The sequence below is a fragment of the Haloactinospora alba genome (assembly GCF_006717075.1).
GTDB classification, from domain to species: domain Bacteria; phylum Actinomycetota; class Actinomycetes; order Streptosporangiales; family Streptosporangiaceae; genus Haloactinospora; species Haloactinospora alba.
This window is the reverse complement of the sequence record NZ_VFQC01000001.1, coordinates 1,224,442-1,246,658: the sequence shown is the minus strand read 5'-3', so window position 1 is coordinate 1,246,658 and position 22,217 is coordinate 1,224,442. Positions and strand designations below refer to the sequence as shown.

The 22,217-nt window shown below is 64.6% G+C and carries 19 protein-coding genes and 1 pseudogene; 6 read left to right on the top strand and 14 right to left on the bottom strand.

Features of this window, described 5'->3' with window-relative positions:
• Positions 1-277: 277 nt before the first annotated feature.
• Together FHX37_RS05700 and FHX37_RS05695 are read left to right on the top strand one after the other, a co-directional pair.
• The gene (locus tag FHX37_RS05700; protein WP_141922499.1) at positions 278-1,861 is read left to right on the top strand and encodes a serine/threonine-protein kinase; all 1,584 of its coding nucleotides are present in this window, start codon (positions 278-280) and stop codon (positions 1,859-1,861) included.
• 25 nt (positions 1,862-1,886) lie between these two features.
• Positions 1,887-2,102: pseudogene (locus FHX37_RS05695) on the top strand (zinc ribbon domain-containing protein); the annotation flags it as partial.
• 98 nt (positions 2,103-2,200) lie between these two features.
• Here FHX37_RS05695 and FHX37_RS05690 read toward each other — a convergent pair.
• Both FHX37_RS05690 and FHX37_RS05685 read right to left on the bottom strand, forming a co-directional pair.
• Positions 2,201-3,523: a replication-associated recombination protein A gene (locus FHX37_RS05690; RefSeq protein WP_141922497.1), complete on the bottom strand. Its 1,323-nt coding sequence runs from the start codon at positions 3,521-3,523 to the stop codon at positions 2,201-2,203.
• Between the two features lie 117 nt (positions 3,524-3,640).
• Positions 3,641-5,710 (bottom strand): SpoIIE family protein phosphatase, encoded by a 2,070-nt coding sequence (locus FHX37_RS05685; RefSeq protein ID WP_141922496.1) that lies wholly within the window; start codon positions 5,708-5,710, stop codon positions 3,641-3,643.
• Positions 5,711-6,156: 446 nt separating this feature from the next.
• On the opposite strand from FHX37_RS05685, the gene FHX37_RS05680 reads away from it, so the two are divergent.
• From FHX37_RS05680 to FHX37_RS05670, 3 genes are all read left to right on the top strand, one after another.
• Positions 6,157-6,417 (top strand): hypothetical protein, encoded by a 261-nt coding sequence (locus FHX37_RS05680; RefSeq protein WP_141922495.1) that lies wholly within the window; start codon positions 6,157-6,159, stop codon positions 6,415-6,417.
• Between the two features lie 120 nt (positions 6,418-6,537).
• Positions 6,538-7,443, top strand: a complete 906-nt coding sequence (locus FHX37_RS05675) for a helix-turn-helix domain-containing protein (protein WP_141922494.1) — start codon at positions 6,538-6,540, stop codon at positions 7,441-7,443.
• Positions 7,440-7,619 (top strand): DUF397 domain-containing protein, encoded by a 180-nt coding sequence (locus tag FHX37_RS05670; RefSeq protein ID WP_141922493.1) that lies wholly within the window; start codon positions 7,440-7,442, stop codon positions 7,617-7,619. Before FHX37_RS05675 ends, FHX37_RS05670 begins: the two co-directional genes overlap by 4 nt.
• A gap of 13 nt (positions 7,620-7,632) precedes the next feature.
• Here FHX37_RS05670 and cmoA read toward each other — a convergent pair whose 3' ends face one another.
• The 4 genes from cmoA to FHX37_RS05650 form a co-directional block, all read right to left on the bottom strand.
• Positions 7,633-8,361 carry a carboxy-S-adenosyl-L-methionine synthase CmoA gene (gene cmoA, locus FHX37_RS05665; RefSeq protein ID WP_141922492.1) on the bottom strand — a complete coding sequence of 243 codons (729 nt, stop codon included), beginning with the start codon at positions 8,359-8,361 and terminating at the stop codon, positions 7,633-7,635.
• A 1-nt stretch (position 8,362) separates the two neighbouring features.
• Positions 8,363-10,033 (bottom strand): ThiF family adenylyltransferase, encoded by a 1,671-nt coding sequence (locus FHX37_RS05660; RefSeq protein WP_170181509.1) that lies wholly within the window; start codon positions 10,031-10,033, stop codon positions 8,363-8,365.
• 128 nt (positions 10,034-10,161) lie between these two features.
• Positions 10,162-11,937 (bottom strand): aspartate--tRNA ligase, encoded by a 1,776-nt coding sequence (gene aspS / locus FHX37_RS05655; protein WP_141922490.1) that lies wholly within the window; start codon positions 11,935-11,937, stop codon positions 10,162-10,164.
• 350 nt (positions 11,938-12,287) lie between these two features.
• Positions 12,288-12,971: an MBL fold metallo-hydrolase gene (locus tag FHX37_RS05650; protein WP_141922489.1), complete on the bottom strand. Its 684-nt coding sequence runs from the start codon at positions 12,969-12,971 to the stop codon at positions 12,288-12,290.
• 625 nt (positions 12,972-13,596) lie between these two features.
• On the opposite strand from FHX37_RS05650, the gene FHX37_RS05645 reads away from it, so the two are divergent.
• Positions 13,597-14,829 carry a DUF349 domain-containing protein gene (locus FHX37_RS05645; RefSeq protein ID WP_141922488.1) on the top strand — a complete coding sequence of 411 codons (1,233 nt, stop codon included), beginning with the start codon at positions 13,597-13,599 and terminating at the stop codon, positions 14,827-14,829.
• 73 nt (positions 14,830-14,902) lie between these two features.
• Here the strand turns inward: FHX37_RS05645 and FHX37_RS05640 are convergent, their stop codons facing one another.
• From FHX37_RS05640 to FHX37_RS05605, 8 genes are all read right to left on the bottom strand, one after another.
• Positions 14,903-15,241, bottom strand: a complete 339-nt coding sequence (locus FHX37_RS05640; protein ID WP_141922487.1) for a cupin domain-containing protein — start codon at positions 15,239-15,241, stop codon at positions 14,903-14,905.
• Positions 15,242-15,296: 55 nt separating this feature from the next.
• The gene (locus FHX37_RS05635; protein ID WP_141925042.1) at positions 15,297-17,474 is read right to left on the bottom strand and encodes a RelA/SpoT family protein; all 2,178 of its coding nucleotides are present in this window, start codon (positions 17,472-17,474) and stop codon (positions 15,297-15,299) included.
• Between the two features lie 408 nt (positions 17,475-17,882).
• Positions 17,883-18,419 (bottom strand): adenine phosphoribosyltransferase, encoded by a 537-nt coding sequence (locus FHX37_RS05630; protein WP_141922486.1) that lies wholly within the window; start codon positions 18,417-18,419, stop codon positions 17,883-17,885.
• A gap of 294 nt (positions 18,420-18,713) precedes the next feature.
• The gene (gene yajC / locus FHX37_RS05625; protein ID WP_141922485.1) at positions 18,714-19,094 is read right to left on the bottom strand and encodes a preprotein translocase subunit YajC; all 381 of its coding nucleotides are present in this window, start codon (positions 19,092-19,094) and stop codon (positions 18,714-18,716) included.
• Between the two features lie 206 nt (positions 19,095-19,300).
• Complete coding sequence (gene ruvB / locus FHX37_RS05620; RefSeq protein WP_141925041.1) at positions 19,301-20,356, bottom strand: Holliday junction branch migration DNA helicase RuvB; 1,056 nt, start codon at positions 20,354-20,356, stop codon at positions 19,301-19,303.
• A gap of 34 nt (positions 20,357-20,390) precedes the next feature.
• Entirely contained in the window at positions 20,391-21,002 is a 612-nt protein-coding gene (gene ruvA / locus FHX37_RS05615) for a Holliday junction branch migration protein RuvA (RefSeq protein ID WP_141922484.1), read from the bottom strand.
• A gap of 49 nt (positions 21,003-21,051) precedes the next feature.
• Positions 21,052-21,600: a crossover junction endodeoxyribonuclease RuvC gene (ruvC, locus tag FHX37_RS05610; protein WP_141922483.1), complete on the bottom strand. Its 549-nt coding sequence runs from the start codon at positions 21,598-21,600 to the stop codon at positions 21,052-21,054.
• Between the two features lie 136 nt (positions 21,601-21,736).
• Complete coding sequence (locus FHX37_RS05605; RefSeq protein WP_141922482.1) at positions 21,737-22,183, bottom strand: DUF4282 domain-containing protein; 447 nt, start codon at positions 22,181-22,183, stop codon at positions 21,737-21,739.
• Positions 22,184-22,217 lie beyond the last annotated feature (34 nt).

The window sequence follows — 22,217 nt, the reverse complement described above, 5'->3', positions numbered from 1 at the left end:
ACGTGTCGACGAACAGCCCTCACATAGCCGAAAATCACCCACAGATCCGTGGTTGGCTACGCTTGGGCCCTGTTTGGTGGACGCTGTTCGTCACACGGGCGGCGCAGCCAGCGCCGCGCTGGCACGGCCGAGGAGGGGGGAGAGCGGATCCTCCGGCGAGAGGACGAGAACGCCGCCAGGCAGTACTGCCGGGGCGTCGCGCACGCGACCACCGAACAGAGCCCACATCCCGCAGACCAGTTCGCTCCCGTGGTAAGACATCTCAGGCAGGAGCCGCATGATCCGACGTTCCCAACGTGAGATCTCTGTTCTGGTACCACCGCACCTGCAGCATCTCGCTGACGACGACCCCTACAGGGTCGGCCCCTACCTGCTGATCGGCCGGCTCGGGGCGGGGCGCACGGGAACGGTGTATGCAGCTGTCAATCCCGCGGCCAGCGACGACTCCCTCGTCGTGGTGAAAACCCTGCGTTCCCCCCAACTCGAGGACGGCAACGACAGCGCCCTGCTGAACCAGCGGCTCAACGCGCTCTCCACCGTGGACAGCCGCTGCTACGTTCCCCCGATCGCCTTCGACGCCGCTCCCGCGGGTGAGCCGCCCTGGTTGTGCATGACCTACGTTCCCGGGATAGCGCTCGCCCAGTACGTCCGGCGGCGCGGAGCCATGTCCCCCGGCCGGGTCATGGCGCTGGCCGCCGGGGTCGCCGAGGGGCTCGCCTCCCTACACGCCCGCGGTGTTGCGCACGGCGACCTCAAGCCCAGCAACATCCTGCTCAGTACCAGTGGGCCGCGGATCCTCGACTGCGCTCTTCCCGGGGACGAGGCCGTCCTGCAGCACTCCGCCACCTGGATGAGTCCCCAGCGCCACGCGGGTGAGGGCCCCTCTCCGGCAGCGGACGTGTTCGGTTGGGGAGCCGTCGTCGCGTTCGCCGCCACGGGACGGCTTCCGTTCGGGATGGGCGAACCCGACGAGATGGCCCAACAGATGGTGAGCGGTGGTCCGGACCTGGACGGTGTGCCCGAGGATCTGCTCCCCCTCGTTCGCCGGGCGCTCGCCACGGCTCCCGAGGAACGCCCCTCGGTCCGGGAACTGATCGGTTCCGCCATCGCCGCCTGGGAACGCAACACGGGACCGGAGGACGGAGCGGAGGAGGAAACGTCCGGGTCCGCTGTCCGGGGAACCGCTGTCACCCGGCTGCTGTCCCGGGAGTGGCAGGGCGTTGTGGATCCGGCACGGCTACCGCGCGTCGTACAGTTGCACAACCGGCCGAAACAGCGGCGCCCCGCGCGTGTTCCGTTCGTGGCGGGCGCGATCGTGCTGGCGCTCACACTGGTCGGCGGGGGCGCCTGGGCGGGGATCAATGCCATACAGGGAAACGACCCGTTGGGGGGATCCTCCCCCACCGACTCCCCCTCCCCGTCCTCCCCTTCCTCCCCGAAGGACTCGCCGGGGACGACCACCGTACGGTTCGACCCCACGAAACAGGAGAACCCGGTCGAGGGCCCGTGGGCCTATACGCGCGTGGAGCACACCGAGACGCAGGCGCCCGCTCCTGCCCAGGGAAACCTCAACCCGCGCGACTGGAGCGCCCAGTGGACCGCAGAGGACACCGGGGAACCGGACACGGCCGTCATCGCCGAGGACGCCGAGGTTCTCTGCGCCCAGTTCTGCAAACCGGGTCCGGGGCATATCGAGGACGGCCGGGGCACCTACGAGGTCACCGGTCAGGACTTCATCGACTATCTGGGCTGGGGCCAGGTCGTGATCGCCGAGGTGGAGTTCGCGGACGAGCAGCAGGACAAGGAGGGCCCACAGGAGATCGTCCGGGTGACGGAACTGTTCCAACAGCCGTTGGAGTAGAACGGCGCTCCCGCAGTACGGGCACACCTTCGCCAAGGTCGACCGGTTCCTACCGTCCTCCCAGAGCTGCCGTGTGCGCTGGATGATCGACGGCCCCGACCCCCTCAACGTGCGCGCCCGGACCTGCTCCGGGTGCGGTGCCACCCACGATCGGGACGTCAGCGCCTCCCGGATCGTCCCGGCCGCCGGACGGGCGGACAAGCACAACGCCTGCGGAGGGACCGTAAGACCCGCCGCCTAGCGGCGGGCGGGACCCGATGAACCAGGAACCCGGCTCAAGGCGGCCCGCACCCGGGCACCAGGGAGGGAGTCTCCCGCCCTCAGGCGGGAAGGGACACGTCAGTCCCCGTCGCGCAGGACTCCCCTGATCCGTTGCAGAACCTCGGAGTAGCGGCGCTCCGCCCCGTGCGTCGTCGGCTGGTAGTACTCCTGGCCCGCCACCACGTCCGGGGCGTACTGCTGCGCCGCGACGCCTCCGGGATAGTCGTGGGCGTACTTGTAGCCCGCTCCGTGGCCGAGGTCGCTGGCGCCCCGGTAGTGGCTGTCCCGCAGGTGCGCGGGAACCGCACCGACGCGACCGTTGCGCACGTCGCTGAGGGCGGAGTCGATCGCGCCGATGACCGCGTTCGACTTGGGGGCGAGTGCGATATGGATAACAGCCTGGGCCAGGTTGATCCGCGCTTCGGGCAAACCGACCAGCTCGACCGCCTGGGCCGCGGACATCGCCACCTGCAGGGCGGTCGGATCGGCCATCCCGACGTCCTCGCTGGCGTGCACCACGATCCGCCGCGCGATGAAACGCGGGTCCTCCCCGGCTTCGATCATCCGGGCGAGATAGTGCAGAGCGGCGTCCGGATCGCTTCCGCGCATACTCTTGATGAATGCGCTGACGACGTCGTAGTGCTGGTCCCCCGAACGGTCGTAGTGCACCGCGTGCCGGTCCACCGCGCGTTCGACGTCCTCGACCGACACCTCAGCGTTCTCCCCGGAGACGAGCGCCGCCGCCTCCAGGTAGGTCAACGCTCGCCGGGCGTCACCGCCGGCCAGACGCACCACGTGTGACTCCGCGTCCGTACTGAGGCGGTAGGCGCCGTTGAGTCCGCGCTCGTCCGCGAGCGCCTGACGCAGCACCGCGCGGACGTCGTCATCCGTGAGGGACTCCAGGGTGAGCAGTAGTGAGCGGGAGAGGAGCGGGCTCACCACGGAGAAGAACGGGTTCTCCGTGGTCGCCCCGATGAAGCTCACCCAGCGGTTCTCCACGGCGGGCAGCAGCGCGTCCTGCTGGGTTTTGCTGAAGCGGTGCACCTCGTCGACGAAGAGCAGGGTCCGGGTGCCGCGCATGCCCAGTTGGCGCCGCGCCTCGTCGATGACGGAACGGACGTCCTTCACACCGGCGCTGACGGCGGACAGCTCAACGAACTTCCGTTGGGTGACCTGGCTGACGACGCTCGCCAGGGTGGTCTTGCCCGTACCGGGCGGACCCCACAGGAACAGCGACATCGGGGCGTCGTCCTCCACCAGACGCCGCAGGGGACTCCCGGCACCCAGCAGGTGCCCCTGCCCCGCGACCTCGTCGAGAGTACGCGGCCGCATCCGTACCGGTAACGGTTCCTGGGAACGCTGCGCCTCCGCGCCAGCGTCGTCGAACAGTGTTTCGGACACGTTCCCCAGCCTACGCGCTCTGAGTTTCCCACTGTGTTGACGAGTTCCGGGGCCTGGACACGGTTGGTCCGCCGGCGGGTGGGCCGCCGGCCTCCCCCGGGGAGGGTCGGGCGGGTGTTACCGCGCGGACCCGTCACGCATGCGAACGGCGAGGATGACGAGGTCGTCGTTGCGTCCCGCCGGCGGCGCGGCGGCGAGCGCGCTCACCGCCCCCTCCACGTCCCGGGCGCGTTGCCGTAGCTCCTGGCCGACGCGTTCGAGCCCGGTGTCGATGGTGAGCTCGGAACTCTCCACCAACCCGTCGGAGCACAGGAGCAGTGTCTCCTGCGGTGACAGGTGGCGGGTGGTAACCGGATACTTGCTCTCGGAGTCCACACCCACGGGAGGGCCGGTTTCCGGCTCCCAGAGACCGAACGCGTCGGGTGTCGCCAGGACCGCGGGAGGCTGTCCCGCCCAGGCGGCCTGCATCTCGCCGCTGTCGAGGTCGAGAACCAGGTATCCGCAGGTGGCGAACACGATCTCCCCGGTCTCGGTCAGCAACCTGTTCGTCTCGGCCAGGACTCCCCCCGGGTCGACCTGGGTGGTGGCGTAGGCGCGGAACGCCACCCGTATCTGGCCCATCGCCGCAGCCGCCTCCACACCGTGCCCCTGCACGTCCCCGACCAGAAGACCGACACGGCGTTGCGGCAGGTGGATGACGTCGTAGAAATCTCCGCACACCCGCCACCCCGCCTGGGCTGGCAGGTAACGAGTGGCTATGTCGAGGTCGTCGAACCCCGGAATCTGGGGCGGCAGCATACGGCGCTGTATTGCGTCCGCCAGTTCCAACTCGGCCTGCTGGCGACTGACACGCTGCAAAGCCTGCCCCGCGAGACCGGCGAGAGTCAGCATGAGGGCGCGTTCGTCCGGTGTGGCATGGTGCGGCTCCGACCACGCGACCTGCCAGACCCCCAACGCCACACGGCGGTCGCCAAAGATCGGCACGGTGGCCCAGGACTGGGCGGTGGTGTGACGCAGCAGCTCGGCAACGCCGGGGAAGCGTTCCAGCATCTCGGCGCGGTTCTCGAAGAACCGCGGCTGGCGGTCCTGGACCACAGCCCCCATGGGATGGGAGGTGTCGGTGGCGTCCCGCCCCTCCATCACCGCGAGTATGCCGCTGTGTTCCACGGTCGAGGGGGCCACACGGAGCGCTCCCTCTCGCACCAGCAGCACACTCGCCGCGGCGCCGCCGAAGATGGGGACGAACTCGTCACTGAGCAGACCGGTGACTTCGTCCATCGTCGTGGCGGAGACGAGCTTGGCCGCTAGGTCCGTGACCTGGCGGCCCTGCGCCGCTTCGATCCTGCGCCGGTCCGCGAGGCGACGGACGAGCTGGACCCGGTCGGTGACATCGTCGATGAACCCGACGAGGCGAGGGGGGTCCCCTGCCAGATAGCGCGCGCGGGCCCGCAACCAGCGTTCGTCACCGACGGTGTCGAACATCCGGAACTGCTGTTCGTAGTCCCTGCCCTCGCGGGACGCCTCGATCGCGTCCCGCACCCGGGCGATGTCCTCACTGTGCACCCGGTTCAGGAACTCCTCCAGGGTGCGGGCGTCCCCGGCGAGCGCCTGCCCCAGGGCGGAGCGCCCGAAGGGTTCGCTGAGACTGCCGTCACGCAGGTCCATGCTCCACAGCGCTGTGTCGGAGTTCTCCGTGCGCAACTCGGCGGTAGTGCGCAGCAGGCGGTCCTCCGGCGCCGCCTGGTAGAACAGCAGTGCCACTTCCCGGCTGTCCGGACGTTCCGGCTCCGGTAGAGGCTCCGGTAGGATCCAGGCCTCGGTGACCAGTCGGAGCGTACCGAGGTGCGGGCTGTCCACTCCCAGGCTGCTCTTCGTGCTGGTTCCGCAGCGCACTGCGTCACGGTGCAGATCCCAGCCCCGCTGGACGTCGTCCTCGCTCAGCAGATCAGGCCAGAAACGTCCGGTGGCCTCCCGGCCGCTTCCGGTCAACCGCTGGAAAGCGTGGTTGGCCACGACGACGCGGCCGGTGTGGTCGGCTACGAGCATGGCAGCGCGCGCGTACCGGAACGCGGCGGCGGCGTGGCTGTCCGTGTCGCGCCGGACGGGTCCACCGACCGGTCGTGCTTCCGACGTGCCGCCGCTCGGTTCGGGTATGCCGTTCGGATCTAGATCGTCCCTGTGTCGCATGCCGGATGCTCCACTCCGCCGGCCGCGGCCTTCCCGCGAACATCCGATTCGCCTCAGTCTAGTAACAGGGCGCTTCTGTGCAGGTGGTTCGCCAGCGTTGTATCCGCCGGAAACCGTGCGTACGGTTCCTTGCGTCATCCCGGAGGACGAGGTTTCCGCCACGGGCACGGGCCTCCGAACACACGGACGCGGACCGGGCCCGCCCCGTCATCTGCGAGCGGAGGAACCCATTACCCCTCTCGTACCACCAGTACCCACACATCGCGGACAGTTTCGCACCAGACGGAGATTCCCAAACGCTTGGCTGGGCCAGCGGAGCAGGCAGAAGTTGGTCGAGGCAGCACAGCACCGGCTCACAACTTCTTCCAACGCCGGCGCGTGGGCGCTCTCCCCTCGGAGGAGAGACCAAGCTCAACTTCTGCCGGTTCCCAGGTTCCCTCTCATGAGTGACCTGCGACGACAGGGGAAAAGGAACCCAGTCAGCTACCACACAGCTCGCGCGTCTCGCGGAGGAGTTCTCCTCGGCCGTTCCAAAGCAACAGCTCCTCCCGGAAACAACCACCACTCTCACCCTCGCTGTCGAGGACGGCGTGCTCCGCTATATAGAGACCGAACTCGTAACCGCCGGACAACACCTCAAGCATCCAGCGGTAGAGATCATCGGCTTCCGGTTGCTGGCCACCCGGCTCAAGAGTACGCACAGCTAGCGTGTGCATATCCGGCGCTTCCCGACGTCGGCAGGAGGTAGCGACAGCACGAAGAACGTAAGCAGAACCCATGTCTTTCACTCCTTGCGTAGGAACTACCCACTCACTGTAGTCTTTCATATGAACGATCACAAGGATATGAACAAGATCGGGAATATGACAGACCGATATGATAAGATCGGGAAAAATATGCCTTATGTCGGAATTCGTCGCCGCCGACTGGGAAGAAAGCTTGCTGAACTGCGCAGACGAGCGAACCTCAACCAAACCGAGGTTGCCGCGGCGTTCGGCTGGAGCCAGTCCAGTCTCGCCCGTTACGAGAGGGGAGAGCGCCCTCCGCAACGGTCACTGATGCCGGCCCTCTTCGACATGTATGAGGTTCCGGCCCAGGAACGCGATGAGGTCATGACCCTTTATCGCCTAGCTGAGTCTCCCAACTGGTGGCATCCCTATCGGGACCTCCTGCGTCCGGAGTACGCAGCCCTGATCGACCTGGAGTCGTACGCAACGACGATCCGAACATATGAGGTCATCATCCCTGGCCTGTTCCAGACGCCTGAATACACGCGCCAAGTGCTGGCTCACGGCCCTCAGGAGATCGACTCCGAGGAGGTGGAACGTCGCTTGGAACTCCGCACCGCACGACAGGAGATACTGAGCCAAACAGAACGCCCTCGGATCATCGCGCTTATGGATGAGGGCGCGCTACGGCGCGTTGTCGGAGATAACACGGTGATGCGGGATCAGATCAAGCACCTGCTGAGGCTGTCAGAACAAGCCCGTACTACCATCCAAATAGTTCCCTATCAGGCTGGAAGCACACCAGGAGCTGCAGGGAGCTTTACACTGATCGACTGCGAAGACACTCGTGTCGTTTATGTGGAGACCGTGGCTGGAGAGCTTTTCCTGGAGAACACCGCCGAGGTGGACACGTGTTCACAAGGGTTCGAGCAACTTCTTGGATTCGCTCTTAGCACAAACGAGTCGTCTTCTCTCATGCGAGATTACATAAAGGAGTATGAATGAAATTCAAATCCAGTTTCAGCGCACAACAAGGAGCCTGCGTCGAGGTAGAAAAAATCGGAGAGGAGATACATGTGACCGACAGCAAGGAACCGGAAAAACCTGCACACATATACTCCAGAGAAGAATGGAACTCTTTTATCCTAGGAGCGAAAAACGGGGAGTTCGACTTCGAATAAAAATCCACTCAATTTATTTGAGCGCAAGGAAAACCGAAAAATTGTACCACCTGAAAACCTCGTCCACCCTACGGAAACCGACGGATTCCAGGGACCTCCTGTTCTCCGAGTTGCGACGAGGGGCCAGAACGTTCTCCAGCGCCTTCTTCTTGTTCTCTATCTCTTCTTGGGAGTACCCGTTCCTCATCTTGTACGCCTGGTAAAACCCAGTATAGATAGCATCCATTTCGGGATCATCGGCATGTATCTTCTCTCCAATGACCACGCCTCCCTCGTCCGCAAGGCTGTTGTACACCTTTTGCAGGACACAGTCCCGGTGCGGTAAATCCAGGAACTGCAGCGTAAAGAGCATCAAGACAACACGCGCATCCGGAAAGCTATCAATATCCTCAGCGCCGCACTCAAGAATTCTTATACGACCGGGGCTTCCCGCATCGGACAACTTTTTTGCAAATTTTTCGCACATCGCCCGTGAGGGATCTATTCCTACTAAGTTGACATTCTGCTCAGAAGGAATGCTCCCCTTCAGTCTTAGAAGCGTATTTCCAGTGGAACATCCGATGTCGTATACTGTCCCCCCGTTCCCGTTGAGAATATGTTGCGTCAACTCAACAGCCATACGCTGGACCTCAGAGTAATAGGGGATACTCCGACCCAGCATATCATCGAAGAAATCGACGATATGCTCATCAAAAGAAAAAGGCTTGGGATTCGAAACTCCGGAGAACACCTCGTCGCGCATACTAGTTTCCCGAATCCGCGACAATCACCAAGAAGTAAGGCACCCTGCTGGATTTATCATACAAGACCGGGTTGTTTTCCCTATGTGCAATATCCGGCTCCGGCTCTATGACATCCTTTATTGACATACCGCATCTTAACACCGCCTGCAGGTATCGAGATACCGTCCTGTGATGGCTCGTAACACCGCGGAGCCTTACGTCTCCGTTCCTGTCTTCCCGATCCTTTTTGCACAAACCTTCTTCGAAGTAATCATCGAGCAGGTATCCATGATAATTCCAACCACCGGGGCCGAAGCTTTTCTTCCATCCCGTCCGATCCTTTACCGGATGGGGAACAGAGAGCACAAGCCTTCCACCCGGGCGAAGGGAACCCTCCAAAATGGAAATACTAAGATCGAGATCGCTGACGTGATCAAGAACGTTTAAGCAGCAGAGCGCATCGTAATGGTCGCGGACGCCCGAAACAGAGGATATACCTCCCTCCACCAGCCTCAGATTATTTTTGGAACGCATCCTATCGAGCAGGATACCGAACATCTCTTCTGACGGCTCATAGGCATCTACCTGTGTGCTTTTCTCCACCAGTAGTTCCGTCAAACGACCGGTTCCAGCTCCTATATCGGCAACATGGCCCAGATGCTGGGTATCGAACAGACCGGGAACTAAACCATCGAGCAGGATGGAGTTAAAGGAGTGATCATTGCGTTCTTCGCTGTACTGGTCAGCTATCCCGGACCATGTGCCACTCTTCGCTGAACTTCCGCAAATATTGCAGGAAGAGGGTTCGGACAAGAAGTCTTCCCATGTGACCTCGTACGAGCGAGAGTCAATGAGCATTCTCCGACCAAAAGTTGCCGTGGGGAGCCCGACCAGCCACCGAAGAGCATCATTCGCTTGCATAGAAGCAACAAGAGAATTCAGTGGACCAAAGCTAGGGGCTTGCCATGTTGGATTTAGTTCGTTGCCTCGATCCAGCATGGAACCACTGTTCTCCTCTGCTGGCAGCGACTCAGCGTTTTCCCGGATACAGGAGAAGCACGGGGTCTGCGGAGGGTAAAGCAGGGGACCTACGCTTCCATGCCCCTCGATGTATCCGGAGGCGCTAAAAGGTATACCCACCTTTGTACACGCCTGGTGCGCCCAGAAATGCACATCGTTCGGCCTGTCGGCTGACAGAAGGATAAGATCCGACTTACCAGCAACCTGTTCTGCCAAACTGACATCATCGAAATTCCTCTTTATTTTCGTAATTTCGATGTCCGAACGCAAGCATTTTAATCTATCGGCAGCGACGTCAACTTTGCTCTCTCCGATATCGGACTCACGGAAAAGTGTCTGTCGTGTAAGGTTAGAATGCTCGACTCTGTCCCCGTCCGTGATGACAAGTCCTCCCACACCGGCTGCTGCCAGGTGCGTGGCAAGATGGGTTCCTATTCCGCCCATCCCGATGAGTCCGACAGTAGCGGATGCGAGGGTGTCTTGTGCGTCGCTGCCAGCTCCCATGAGCTGGTAGAAGAGACCGTGACGATCGTATCTTCCATCACGGCTGAGTTCTGGAAGGAGGACCCGGGCTTCCTCAAGATCCTCAATCAGCGTCCTGGCCTCGCTCCATTCCCAACCGGATTCTTCGGCTGCCTTCCGTACCAGCTCTTCGCGTTCAATCGGTTCCACACACTGCTGCAATAATCCCAATAAGAAATCCGGGGGCTCCGGAAAATGCCATGCGAGCGGTGGCAGGGTTCCAACCCTCAGGTCATCTCCGATTTTACGCAATGACAGGTACGGGGGCAGCCAAAGTCTCATCGGCCTCTCTTGCCTTTTGAGTCGGGGAGTGCAACACGGATGTGCACATCAGAGAGTTGACGGTCTGACACGGGGGAAGGAGCCCCCATGACAAGGTCTTGTGCGTTCTGGTTCAGGGGGAAGGCGATCGTTTCCCGAATATTGGGCTCGCCGGTAAGAAGCATCACGATCCGGTCAACCCCGGGAGCGATCCCACCGTGAGGAGGCGCCCCGAATTTAAGAGCACGAAGCATCCCACCGAAACGTGCTTCGACCTCTTCACTGGTGTAACCAGCGATCTCGAACGCCTTGTACATTATCTCGGGACTGTGGTTCCGTATGGCTCCGGAAGACAGCTCGACACCGTTGCATACGATGTCATACTGCCAGGCGAGGATATCAAGAGGGTGCTCGTTCTCCAGAGCCCTCATTCCGCCCTGTGGCATGGAGAACGGGTTGTGACTGAACTCTATGTCCCCTGATTCTGTCATCTCGTACATCGGGAAATCGACTATCCAGCAGAACCGGAAGGCGCCTTCCTCGAACATGTCCGAGCGGCGCCCGATCTCCACCCGAAGCGGGTCCATTATACGGTTGATCTCGTCAATGTCCTCACTGGCGCAGAAGAACAACCCGCTGCCCTCTTCACTTCCTGTCTCGTGAAGAAGGTCCTCTGCCACCTCGCCGACGAACTTGGCGATCGGTCCACTGAGCTGACGCTCGTGGTCCACCTTGATCCATGCCAAGCCCTTGGCGCCAAGATCAACCGCTGCATCGGCAATACCGTCAAAGAATGAACGCGGGTTCCCTGCGATCCCCGGAACCGATATTGCTTTGACATACTTTCCCGCGAACGCCTGAAAATCCGTTTCGGAGAAGATATTGGTTACGTCCGTCATCTTCAGCGGGACACGAAGATCCGGCTTATCGGTTCCGTACCATGTTATCGCGTCACGGTAAGGAATCCGCGGGAACGGTGACGTGACCGCGGATTCCGGTGCGAATTCATGGAAAATCTCAGTCATCAGCCTCTCGATGACGTCGAAGACCTCGTCCTGCTCGACGAAACTCATCTCGACATCGAGCTGGTAAAACTCTCCGGGAGAACGGTCCGCGCGGCTGTCCTCATCACGGAAACACGGAGCGATCTGGAAGTACCGATCGAATCCCGCCACCATCAGCATCTGCTTGAACTGTTGAGGCGCCTGCGGCAAAGCGAAGAACTCTCCCGGATGCAACCGCGATGGCACGAGGAAGTCCCGTGCTCCCTCGGGACTGGAGCTGGTGAGGATCGGTGTCTGGAACTCGTTGAAGCCGAGGTCGTTCATCTTGCGCCTGATCGAAGCGATCACCTGTGAGCGGAGGAGCACATTGGCATGCATACGCTCGCGCCGCAGATCAAGAAAACGGTAGGTGAGACGCCGCTCTTCCGAGGAGGAGTCCTCCGGGAATACCGGGAACGGAAGTTCCAGAGACGTCCCGAGTACTTCTACCTCATGTGTCTCGACCTCGATCTCTCCGGTCCCGAGGTCCGGGTTGATGTTCTCCGCACTACGGGAACGGACAACACCGTCCACCCGGATTACCGTCTCCTTGGGAAGCCGGGAAAGCTCATCGAACACCGGCGACTCAGGACGGGCCAGCAGTTGGACCAATCCATGGTTATCCCGAAGGTCGATGAACAGAAGGCCCCCGAGATCCCGGCGGTTGTGCACCCACCCGGAGAGGCGCACTTCCGCTCCAACGTGCTCCCTCGTGAGCTGACCACAGGTATGAGTCCGATAGCGATGCATGAGGTACCAGGTATTACTCTGACTAGGCGATTGGCTGAGAGCCTGGAGAGCCTGACCGAAGCAGGGTGTTCGCACGCGGCGCTCTCCACGCTGGTGCGATCATACCCTGTCGCCGGGCAGCACTCGGCCCTACCTGGAACCACCGGTCTTGGGATGCTGGGGCGTATCGCGATACGCCCCAGCATCCCAAGAGGCTTAGTTTGCTACGACCGTCGTGCTGCCTTTGGTCTTCCGAACCCGGCTCATCTTGATACGCCGCATAACTACCGCCTCTCTCTACCCGAGAGTTACAGGAACATGCCCAAACCTATGCTGCGGCATGCTGTGAGGCCAAGAGTCCCTACCCGGGCTCAGGAAGCAGCGATCTCCTGCAGGAACGGATTGGTGGCGCGTTCCCGACCGACGGTGCTCTGCGGACCGTGTCCAGGGTGGACGACCGTGTCATCCGGGCGGGAGAGGCAGGTGTCGCGCAGGCTCCGCAGGATGGCGGCATGGTCCCCACCGGGGAAGTCGGTCCTGCCGATACCACCCGCGAACAACAGGTCACCGGTGAACAGCGCCGGGGTCCGCTCCGTCTCCGCGGAGACGGCATAGGCCACCGAGCCGGGCGTGTGCCCGGGGGCATGGGCGACGGTGATCTCCAGTCCCGCGTAGGGGAGCGCGTCCCCGTCAGCGATCTCTGTCACATCGGCGGGTTCGCGCATGTCCACGTCTCCCAGCAGAGCGGAAAGCTGGCCCGCCAGCGCCGGGTCGAGTCCCTTCGCGGGATCGGTGAGCAGCTCCCGGTCCTCGGGATGGACGCACACGGGAACGCTGTAAGCCGCACACGTGTGTGCCGCCGACATGACGTGGTCGAAGTGGCCGTGGGTGAGCAGCACTGCCGCCGGAGTGAGGTCGTGCCGGGTGAGCAGCTCCGCCAACCCCCGGCTGGCGTCCTGCCCCGGGTCGATGACGACGCACTCGGCACCTGCGGCAGGCGCCACCACGTAGCAGTTCGCTGCGAGCGGCCCGGCGGGGTAAGCGTCAACCAGCAAGCACTGACCTCGATTCCCGATTGGTGGTGGCACGGTAGGCGGTGTGGCCAGGGACGCCGACGTGCGGTTAGCGCCCTCCGGCATCCCGCTACGAGCTTACCGAGGCAGGAAGCGATCAGCGACCGGAAAGCCGGCCTTCCACGAACGGTGCGCCCCTCCGGGAACACACCGTGTCCGCGGCTCCCACCATCCCGACCCGGGACAGGATCCGGCGGAAGAGCACCGGGCGCCGGTGCGTAACGCCGTGCCTCCGCCCTGGAAAAACCGAGCCCTGCCAACACGCAGGCGCGGCCCCGGAACCAGCGGTCAATATTCGTTAACCAGAGCCCTCACTGTCTTTGCCAAACGGCGTGACAGTGCCATATTGGTCCCCGTCGCACCAGCCGTACGCTGATGCAGGCAGTGGGCAGAGGTACGGGAACCCAACCCGTCCGGTTCCACAGCGCCCGGCATCGTGCGGTGCGGACGCGGCAACGACCCCGGTATCGGGTACCCACACGCGACAAACCAGTGGTGGGCACGGATATCGTACAGAGTCACGGCAGTTCTCGTATCTGACCGAAAAAACTGTCATGACGGCCGGAACCCGACGTGAGCGTCAGGCTCGTTACATCTGGAGGACACGGTGACCACGGACCCCTGGGGCCGCGTAGACGACGACGGCACGGTCTACGTCCGCACGAGCGAGGGCGAACGGGTCGTCGGGTCATGGCAAGCCGGCGCCCCCGAGGAGGCACTCGCGTTCTTCCGCCGCAAGTACGACGCGTTGGTGACCGAGATTGACCTGTTGGAAAAGCGGTTGTCCACGACCGACCTGGCTGCCTCGTCGGCGTTGGCCAGTGTGGAGAAGCTCCGCGGGAACGTACGCGAAGCCTCCGCAGTGGGCGATCTGGACGCTCTCACCCGGCGGCTGGACGAGCTCGCCGAACGGATCGAGCAGCGCCGTGTCGAGCAGAAGCAGGAACAGGAACGTGCCCGCGAGGAGGCCCGCGGGGTCAAGGAACGGATCGCGGCCGAGGCGGAACGCGTCGCCGAGGAGACCACGCACTGGAAGTCCGGGGGCGAGCGGATGCGCCAGCTCGTCGACGAGTGGAAGGCGGCCCCGCGGACCGACCGCTCCACCGAGCAGGCACTGTGGAAGCGCATGTCGGCGGCGCGCAACACTTTCTCCAAGCGTCGGAAAGCCTACTTCGCCAACCTGGACCAACAGCGGGAACAGGTTCGCCAGGAGAAGGAACGCATCGTCGTCGAAGCCGAGTCGCTGGCGGACTCCACCGACTGGGGCCCCACGTCGGGCCGGTACCGCGACCTCATGCAGCAGTGGAAAGCCAGCGGCCGCGCCGACCGTTCCAGCGAGGAGCAGCTGTGGTCCCGCTTCAAGGCTGCCCAGGACCAGTTTTTCCAGGCGCGCAATGCGGCGTTCGCGGAACGCGACGCCGAGCTGCGGGAGAACGCCGAGGCCAAGGAGAAGCTCCTCACGCAGGCACGCGAGGAACTGCCCGCCATAACGGACCCGCGCGAGGCGCGCGCCCGGCTGCGCAGCTTCCAGGAGGCCTGGGAGGAGATCGGGCCGGTTCCGCGTAACTCACGCGACAAGATCGAGGGAGCCTTCCGCAAGCTCGAGGACAGTGTCCGCAAGGCCGAGGACCACGAGTGGCAACGCACCAATCCGGAGGCCCGGGCCCGCGCCGAGGCGACCGTCTCCCAACTGCGCGACTCGATAGCGCAGCTGGAGAGCAGACTGCACACCGCCCGGGAGAACGGCGACGGCAGTAAGGTCAGTGAGATCGAGGAGACCATCGCCACCCAGCGGTCCTGGTTGGACGAGGCCGAACGCGCTCTGTCCGAGATGAGCTGACAGGGTACGGCCCCGTTCCCACTGCCGCGCCCGGACCTGTCGCCATGGAACGTGTGCGGCCCCCGGCCGGGAGCTACTGGGCAGGTGGCATGGCGACGGTGAGGACAACCGTGGCGTCGTCGACCGCTTCGATCTCGTGCTCGGTTTCGGGGATGATGAGCACGTCGGAGTAGCGCCCCTCCCATGAGTGCCCTCCCGCGGTCATTCGCACCCTTCCCCGTATGACCAGCAGCGTCGCCTCCGCCGGGCTGAGATGGTTCACCATCGAGTGCCCGGCGGACAGCGCGATCAGGGTCTGGCGCAGTACGCGCTCGTGTCCGCCGTAGAACGTCTCCGAGCTACGGCCGGCCGGGGCCGACGCCGCCGCCTCCCCGTGCTTGCGAGCCAGCGCCTCCAACGAGAATTTCCTCATGGGGGCAGTCTGGGCCTGGGGAGGGGAAGGTGCACCCCTGAAACGCCGTAGGGCCTCAGTTCTTCATGCGATAGACGTCGTAGACACCGTCGACCCGGCGGACGGCCTTGAGGACGTGACCGAGGTGTGTGGGATCAGCCATCTCAAAGGTGAACTGGCTCAGCGCCACCCGGTCCCTGCCGGTGTGCACGGTGGCGGAGAGAATATTGACGTGCTGGTCGGACAGGACCCGGGTGATGTCGGAGAGCAGCCGGGAACGGTCCAGTGCTTCCACCTGGAGGGCGACCAGGAACATGGAGTCTTCCGTGGGCTGCCACTCCACCTGCACCATTCGCGACGAGTCCAGGGTCCGGGTGTTCACACAGTCGCGCCGGTGCACGGAGACACCGTTCCCCCGCGTCACGAACCCGACGATGTCGTCCCCGGGAACAGGGGTGCAGCACCGGGAGAGCCGCACCCACACGTCGGAGTTCCCCTCCACGGTGACCCCCGGGTCAGCCGCCGAGCGCTGCCGCGAGCGGGCGTGCATGGGCGCTGAGGACTCGGCGATGTCCTCCTCCGCCCCGGCGATGCCTCCCAGGGAGTCCACAAGCTTCTGTACGACGTTCTGCGCGCCGATGTTTCCCTCGCCCACCGCCGCGTAGAGCGAGTCCACGTCGCTGTAGCGCAGGTCGCGGGCAAGGGCGAGAAGCGCTTCACCACTGAACATCCGCTTTATCGGAAGTTCCTGTTTGCGCATCACCTTGGCGATGGCTTCCTTGCCGCGGTCGATCGCCTGCTCGCGGCGTTCCTTGGTGAACCACTGCCGGATCTTGTTCCGGGCCCGCGCGCTCTTGACGAAGTTCAACCAGTCACGGCTGGGCCCCGCGTCGGAGGTTTTCGCGGTGAGGATCTCCACGGTCTCGCCGTTGTGCAGCTCGCTCTCCAGCGCGACCAGCCGACCGTTGACGCGGGCTCCCACCGTCCGGTGGCCGACCTCGGTGTGCACGGCGTAGGCGAAGTCCACGGTGGTGGCGCCCTGCGGCAGGGATATCACGTCCCCCTGCGGGGTGAAGACGAACACCTCCTGCACCGAGAGGTCGAAACGCAACGACTCGAGGAACTCCCCCGGGTCCTTGGTCTCCTGCTGCCAGTCGATGAGCTGGCGCAGCCAGGCCATGTCCCCGGCGCCCTTCTTACCGCCGTCCTCTCCCCCGTTGCCGCGCTCTTCCTTGTACTTCCAGTGCGCGGCGATGCCGTACTCGGCCCGGCGGTGCATCGCCCGCGTCCGGATCTGCAGCTCCACCGGGTTGCCGGAAGGTCCGATGACCGTCGTGTGCAACGACTGGTACATGTTGAACTTCGGCATGGCGATGTAGTCCTTGAACCGGCCGGGAACAGGGTTCCACCGCGCGTGGATGGTACCCAGGGCCGCGTAACAGTCCCGGACGCTGTCGACCAGCACCCGGACCGCGACGAGGTCGTAGATCTCGTCGAAGCTGCAGTCCCGGGCGATCATCTTCTGGTAGATGGAGTAGTAGTGCTTGGGGCGCCCCCGCACCGTGGCCTTGATCTTCGCCTCTCGCAGGTCCCCGGAGACCGCCTCGATAACGTCCTGGAGGTAGACGTCGCGGCGCGGGGCGCGTTCCGCCACCAGCCGCGCGATCTCGTCGAAGCGCTTGGGGTAGATCGTGGCGAAGGCCAGGTCCTCCAGCTCCCATTTGATGGTGTTCATGCCCAGGCGGTGTGCCAGGGGAGCGAAGATCTCCAGGGTCTCCCGCGCTTTCTTCTCGCGTTTCTCCTGGGGGAGGTAGCGCAGGGTCCGCATGTTGTGCAGTCGGTCGCACAGCTTTATGACCAGCACCTTGATGTCGCGCGACATGGCGACGACCATCTTGCGTACGGTTTCGGCCTGGGTCGCCTCCCCGTACTTGACCTTGTCCAGCTTGGTCACACCGTCCACGAGCTCGGCGATCTCGTCACCGAACTCGGAGCGCAGCTGCTCCAGCGTGTAGTTGGTGTCCTCGACCGTGTCGTGCAGCAGGGCAGCGGCCAGCGTGGCCTCCTGCATGCCGAGCTCGGCGAGGATCGTGGCGACGGCCAGAGGGTGGGTGATGTAGGGGTCGCCGCTCTTGCGCGTCTGCTCCTGGTGCCGGTACGCGGCGACCTCGTAGGCGCGTTCGATGAGACGCACGTCGACCTTCGGGTGGGTCGCCCGCACGGTCTTGATCAGTGGTTCGAGAACCGGGTTCATGGTCACCCCCCGCTGGGCTCCGAGCCGTGCGAGTCTGCGGCGCACGCGCACAGTCGACGGTGAACCCGACGGTGTGCTGGAGGCAGGATCGGCATCCTCCCCCTCTCCCCGCGTGCTGTGCGGGAGCGACGCGGTGTCGTACGTGTCATCGTTGGCGGGCGGCTCGGAGCGCCCGGCCACCGTCTCGGTTGAAACAGTTTCGCCTGGCATGAGCTACTCCTCCCGCGACTCCCCGTACCGGGCCCATGGTGTCGCCATCCGTACCCCGGCCAGGTCGACGTTACATCGGTGAGCACTGGGCTCACCCGTGCCAACGCGTGGCTGCGGCTGTGTTATGCCCGCCGCTCGTTCCCACAGCCGACCCGGCCGCGCGGACGGACAGGGGCTGACGGCGTGGGAGGGTGCCATTCACGCCACGGCGAGCGCGCACACGTCCACGTCCGTCAGTTTCTCCCGACCCCGGAGGAAACCGAGTTCCAACGGAACCGAGAATTCCACGACACTACCACCCGCTCTGCGGACCAGTTCCACCGCGGCCTGCGCGGTGCCACCCGTGGCCAGGACATCGTCGACAATCAGGACGCGGCTTCCGGACGCGATGGCATCCGTATGCATCTCAACCGTCGCTGTCCCGTACTCCAGATCATACGTCTCACTGTGCGTCTTCGCAGGAAGTTTCCCAGCTTTGCGGATCGGAACGAAGCCGGCTCCGAGCCCGATGGCGACCGGGGCCGCGAGGATGAACCCGCGCGCTTCCAGCCCCACCACAGTGTCGATGGTGACACCCGCGTCCCGGTACCGGGCGACAAGGGCGTCGACGACCGCGCGAAACGCTCGGGGGTCGGCCAGAAGCGGGGTGATGTCCTTGAACATCACACCCGGCTGGGGGTAATCGGGGATATCGCGCGTACCCGACGTGATGGTGTCGGCCACGTTCACAGGCATGATCCGGTTCTCTCGCCTTCGTTGTCGCTTGGCCCGCCCCTCGTGAGAAACCGACGGGACAGACATAACGGCCCAGCACGACCGTACCGGTTACGTTCCGGACAGAATCGGTACGGTCATGCTGGGCCGTTATGCCGACAACACCCAGCGGCTGAGAGCATCGGACGCGACGTGCGCTACAGCTGCCGGACTCCCGCTGTGGCCCGACGACAGAAACCGGTTCTCCTCCGTCCAGGGCGAAAGGCAGGAGACACCGGACACGTGGGGGGCGTTTCCCACGGACGCCCCGGGCCGCTACGAGGAGGGGCGGTCGTCACCGGGGAAGTCCGGCCGGTCCTCCACCGGGGTGTCGTCGGATATGCCGTCGTTCGGAGTGATCACTTCACCGATTCCGGCTTTCATCATCCTGATCCGTGCACCGGGCGAGATCTCGAGCTCCACCTCGTTGTCCCGCACCTCCACCACGGTTCCGTAGAATCCCGCCTTGGTGAGCACTTCCGCACCCGGCTGCAGTGTGGACTGCATCTTCTGTTCCTGCTGGCGGCGCTTCTGCTGCGGGCGCCAGAAGAGCAGCCAGAAGACCAGGATGATGAGCGCGATCGGCCAGATCATCTGGAGAATGCTCTCGCCACCTGCGTCGGCGGCGTCGGCGAGGAGAATGTAATGGCCCTGCACGGGGCGTCCTTCCTATCGTTCGGGTCCGTACCCGCCACGGATCTACAGCTCTGCTGCCGCAACGCGGGCTGTGGGAGCACACTACGGGGCAACGAGCGAAGCCGGGCTCGTGTTCCCGAGGAAACACACCACCCGTCTCCCGGACACACCGCGCCCCGTCCGTTTCCCCACGATAGTGGACGGCCGGCCCCGCGCCGTTGGTGCTCTCACGTCTCTTCCTGGTCCTGCTCCACGAGAGCGGCCGCGCCGAAAGCGGCGTCCGACGGCGGTGTGACTCCCATGTGCGACCACGCTTCGGGGGTGGCGACCCGACCCCGCGGCGTACGCGCCACGTAACCGGAACGCACCAGGAACGGTTCGGCCACCACCTCGACGGTCTCCGGTTCCTCCCCCACCGACACCGCCAGCGTCGACAGCCCGACCGGACCGCCGCGGAAGCGACGCAGCAGAGCGTCCAGCACCTCCCGGTCCAGCCGGTCCAGGCCCTGTTCGTCCACCTCGTACAAGGCCAGGGCGGAACGCGCCGTCGACACGGTCAACCTGCCGTCCCCACGCACCTCGGCGTAGTCACGCACCCGCCGCAACAGGCGGTTGGCGATCCGCGGCGTCCCCCGGGACCGTCCGGCGATCTCCGCCGCGGCGTCCCGATCCAGCTCGACGGCGAGCATCTCCGCGGAACGGCGCAGGATGAGCTCCAGCTCGTCGGAACGGTAGAAGTCCATGTGCGCCACGAACCCGAACCGGTCGCGCAACGGCGCCGGCAGCAAACCCGCTCTGGTCGTCGCTCCGACCAGCGTGAACGGTGCTATGTCGATCGGAACCGCGGTTGCTCCGGGTCCCTTCCCCACGACGACGTCGACCCGGAGATCCTCCATGGCCACGTACAGCATCTCCTCCGCCGGCCGCGCCATACGGTGGATCTCGTCCAGGAACAGCACCTCGCCCTCCTGGAGGGTGGACAGCACGGCAGCGAGGTCCCCGGAGCGCTCGATGGCCGGGCCGGAGGTGATCCGCAACGGCGCTCCCAGTTCCGCCGCCACGATCATGGCGATCGTCGTCTTCCCCAACCCGGGGCCGCCGGACATGAGGATGTGGTCGGGAACACTGCTGCGTTGTTGTGCGCTGTGCAGCACCAGGGACAGCTGCTCCCGCACCCGGCCCTGGCCGACGAAGTCGTCCAACCGTTTGGGCCGTAGCGCGCTCTCGACAGCGTGCTCGTCCACCTCGGCGTCGGGGGAGACCACATCACGTTGTTCGGCCATGGCGGGGGTCATCGACTCCTTTCCTGCCGGTCCGCTACACGCGGCTCAGTTTGCGCAGCGCGCTGCGCAGCAGGGACGCGACATCGGCCTGCGGATCCTCGGCCTCGGACGCGACAGCATCGGCCGCGGCCTCGGCGTCCCGGTTGGACCATCCCAGGTTCACCAGGCCGGAGACGACCTGTGGCCGCCAGGCCGCCGTGGCGGGAATGGCCTGCTGCTCTGTGGCGGTCGTGCCTTCGTCCTCCGGCGGGGCCAACTTCTCCCGCAGTTCCAGAACGATCCGCTGCGCGCCTTTCTTACCGATCCCGGGCACCCGGGTGAGGGCCGCCGTGTCCTCAGCAGCGACCGCGCGACGCAGCGCGTCCGGCGGGTGAACGGCCAGCATGGCCAGAGCGAGGCGAGGACCAACGCCTCCCACCGCCTGCACCTGCTCGAACACGTCCCGTTCGTCCCCGTCAGCGAACCCGAACAGGGTGAGGGAGTCCTCCCGCACGACCAGTGAGGTGGCCACCGTTGCCGTCTCACCCACGCGCAGACCAGCGAGGGTCGTGGGGGTGCACTGTACGGTCAGGCCGACACCTCCCACTTCGAGCACCGCCGTCTCGGCTCCGCGAGTGGCGACACGCCCGCTCAGGGACGCGATCACGAGAAACCTCCCTCCGGCTGTGGTCCCGGGTCCAGGGACCGACACGCACTCACACGCCGCGAGCGCGTCGTGCTGTCCCCGCTTTGCGGTGGAACTCCTGCTGGGCGCGGGCGATCCGGTCCTGGGCCCCACCGCGCCAAATGTGGCACATCGCCAACGCCGCCGCGTCAGCCGCGTCAGCGGGCTTGGGCGCTGCCTCGAGCGCGAGCAGTCGCGCCACCATGGCCTGGACCTGCTGCTTCTCCGCCCTCCCGCTGCCCGTTACCGCCGCCTTGACCTCACTGGGCGTGTACGAGGCCACGGGAAGCCCGCCACGAGCGGCACACGTGATGGCCACGGCACTCGCCTGGGCCGTTCCCATCACCGTGCTGACGTTGTGCTGCGCGAACACGCGCTCGACGGCGACAGCGTCGGGACAGTACTCGTCGAGCCATGACTGCACGCCGCGCTCGATGCCGAGCAGCCGTTCGGACAGTTCCCAGTCCGAGCTGGTACGCACGGCACCGGCCGTCACGAACGACAGCCTCCGGCCGAGAGCGCCGTCGACGACACCGAGGCCACACCGGGTAAGTCCCGGATCGATTCCCAGAACCCGCATCCTCGGCGTCCCTCTTCCCGGCCCACACTCGAACGTCCGTTCGTATACCCTACCGTGCCGGTGGAGGGTGGTGGCCATCCGGCACACGACAACCGGCTGTTTCCCCGCGGTCGGAGCCGGTGCGGGGAGCGGACGCTCACACGCCGTTCCGCCGACGAAGAGCGGAGATGTCGTCACTGATCCGGAACACCACGATCAGCAGCTCCAGCCCCACACGCAACAGGACCGTGGCGACCACGGCGATCACCGGGGTGAGCAGGAACCAGAGCACTCCGTTGAACACGGACATGCCGGTGGCCATCATCGTTATCGAGGAGACGAGGTTGCCCAGCGCCAGGAGCCCGATGAGGACCATCCCGAGGATGTAGAGGATCCTGATGACCTTCGCGGTGATGAACTCGGAAAAGTCGAAGTCGAAGAGACCGCTGAGCCCTCCGGCCCAGTCCGTGGACTGGGGCCTGCCCGGGCCCGGTGGCTGCGGCGGCGGTGCCCCCGGTCCGTCCTGGTGCGACGAGCCACCCGGCTGTTGCGACCAGCCGTACTGTTGCCCGTACTCGTGAGGGTTGTCGCTCGGGGGGGTCATGCTAGGCCTTTCTCAGAATCGACGAGGGAACATC

Bases quoted from the DNA above. Each gene is read 5' to 3' on its own strand.
- FHX37_RS05700 (WP_141922499.1), top strand. From the start codon at position 278: ATGATCCGACGTTCCCAACGTGAGATCTCTGTTCTGGTACCACCGCAC.
- FHX37_RS05685 (WP_141922496.1), bottom strand. From the start codon at position 5,710: ATGCGACACAGGGACGATCTAGATCCGAACGGCATACCCGAACCGAGC.
- FHX37_RS05675 (WP_141922494.1), top strand. From the start codon at position 6,538: ATGAACGATCACAAGGATATGAACAAGATCGGGAATATGACAGACCGA.
- FHX37_RS05670 (WP_141922493.1), top strand. From the start codon at position 7,440: ATGAAATTCAAATCCAGTTTCAGCGCACAACAAGGAGCCTGCGTCGAG.
- cmoA (WP_141922492.1), bottom strand. From the start codon at position 8,361: ATGCGCGACGAGGTGTTCTCCGGAGTTTCGAATCCCAAGCCTTTTTCT.
- aspS (WP_141922490.1), bottom strand. From the start codon at position 11,937: ATGCATCGCTATCGGACTCATACCTGTGGTCAGCTCACGAGGGAGCAC.
- FHX37_RS05640 (WP_141922487.1), bottom strand. From the start codon at position 15,241: ATGAGGAAATTCTCGTTGGAGGCGCTGGCTCGCAAGCACGGGGAGGCG.
- FHX37_RS05635 (WP_141925042.1), bottom strand. From the start codon at position 17,474: ATGAACCCGGTTCTCGAACCACTGATCAAGACCGTGCGGGCGACCCAC.
- FHX37_RS05630 (WP_141922486.1), bottom strand. From the start codon at position 18,419: ATGCCTGTGAACGTGGCCGACACCATCACGTCGGGTACGCGCGATATC.
- ruvB (WP_141925041.1), bottom strand. From the start codon at position 20,356: ATGGCCGAACAACGTGATGTGGTCTCCCCCGACGCCGAGGTGGACGAG.
- ruvC (WP_141922483.1), bottom strand. From the start codon at position 21,600: ATGCGGGTTCTGGGAATCGATCCGGGACTTACCCGGTGTGGCCTCGGT.
- FHX37_RS05605 (WP_141922482.1), bottom strand. From the start codon at position 22,183: ATGACCCCCCCGAGCGACAACCCTCACGAGTACGGGCAACAGTACGGC.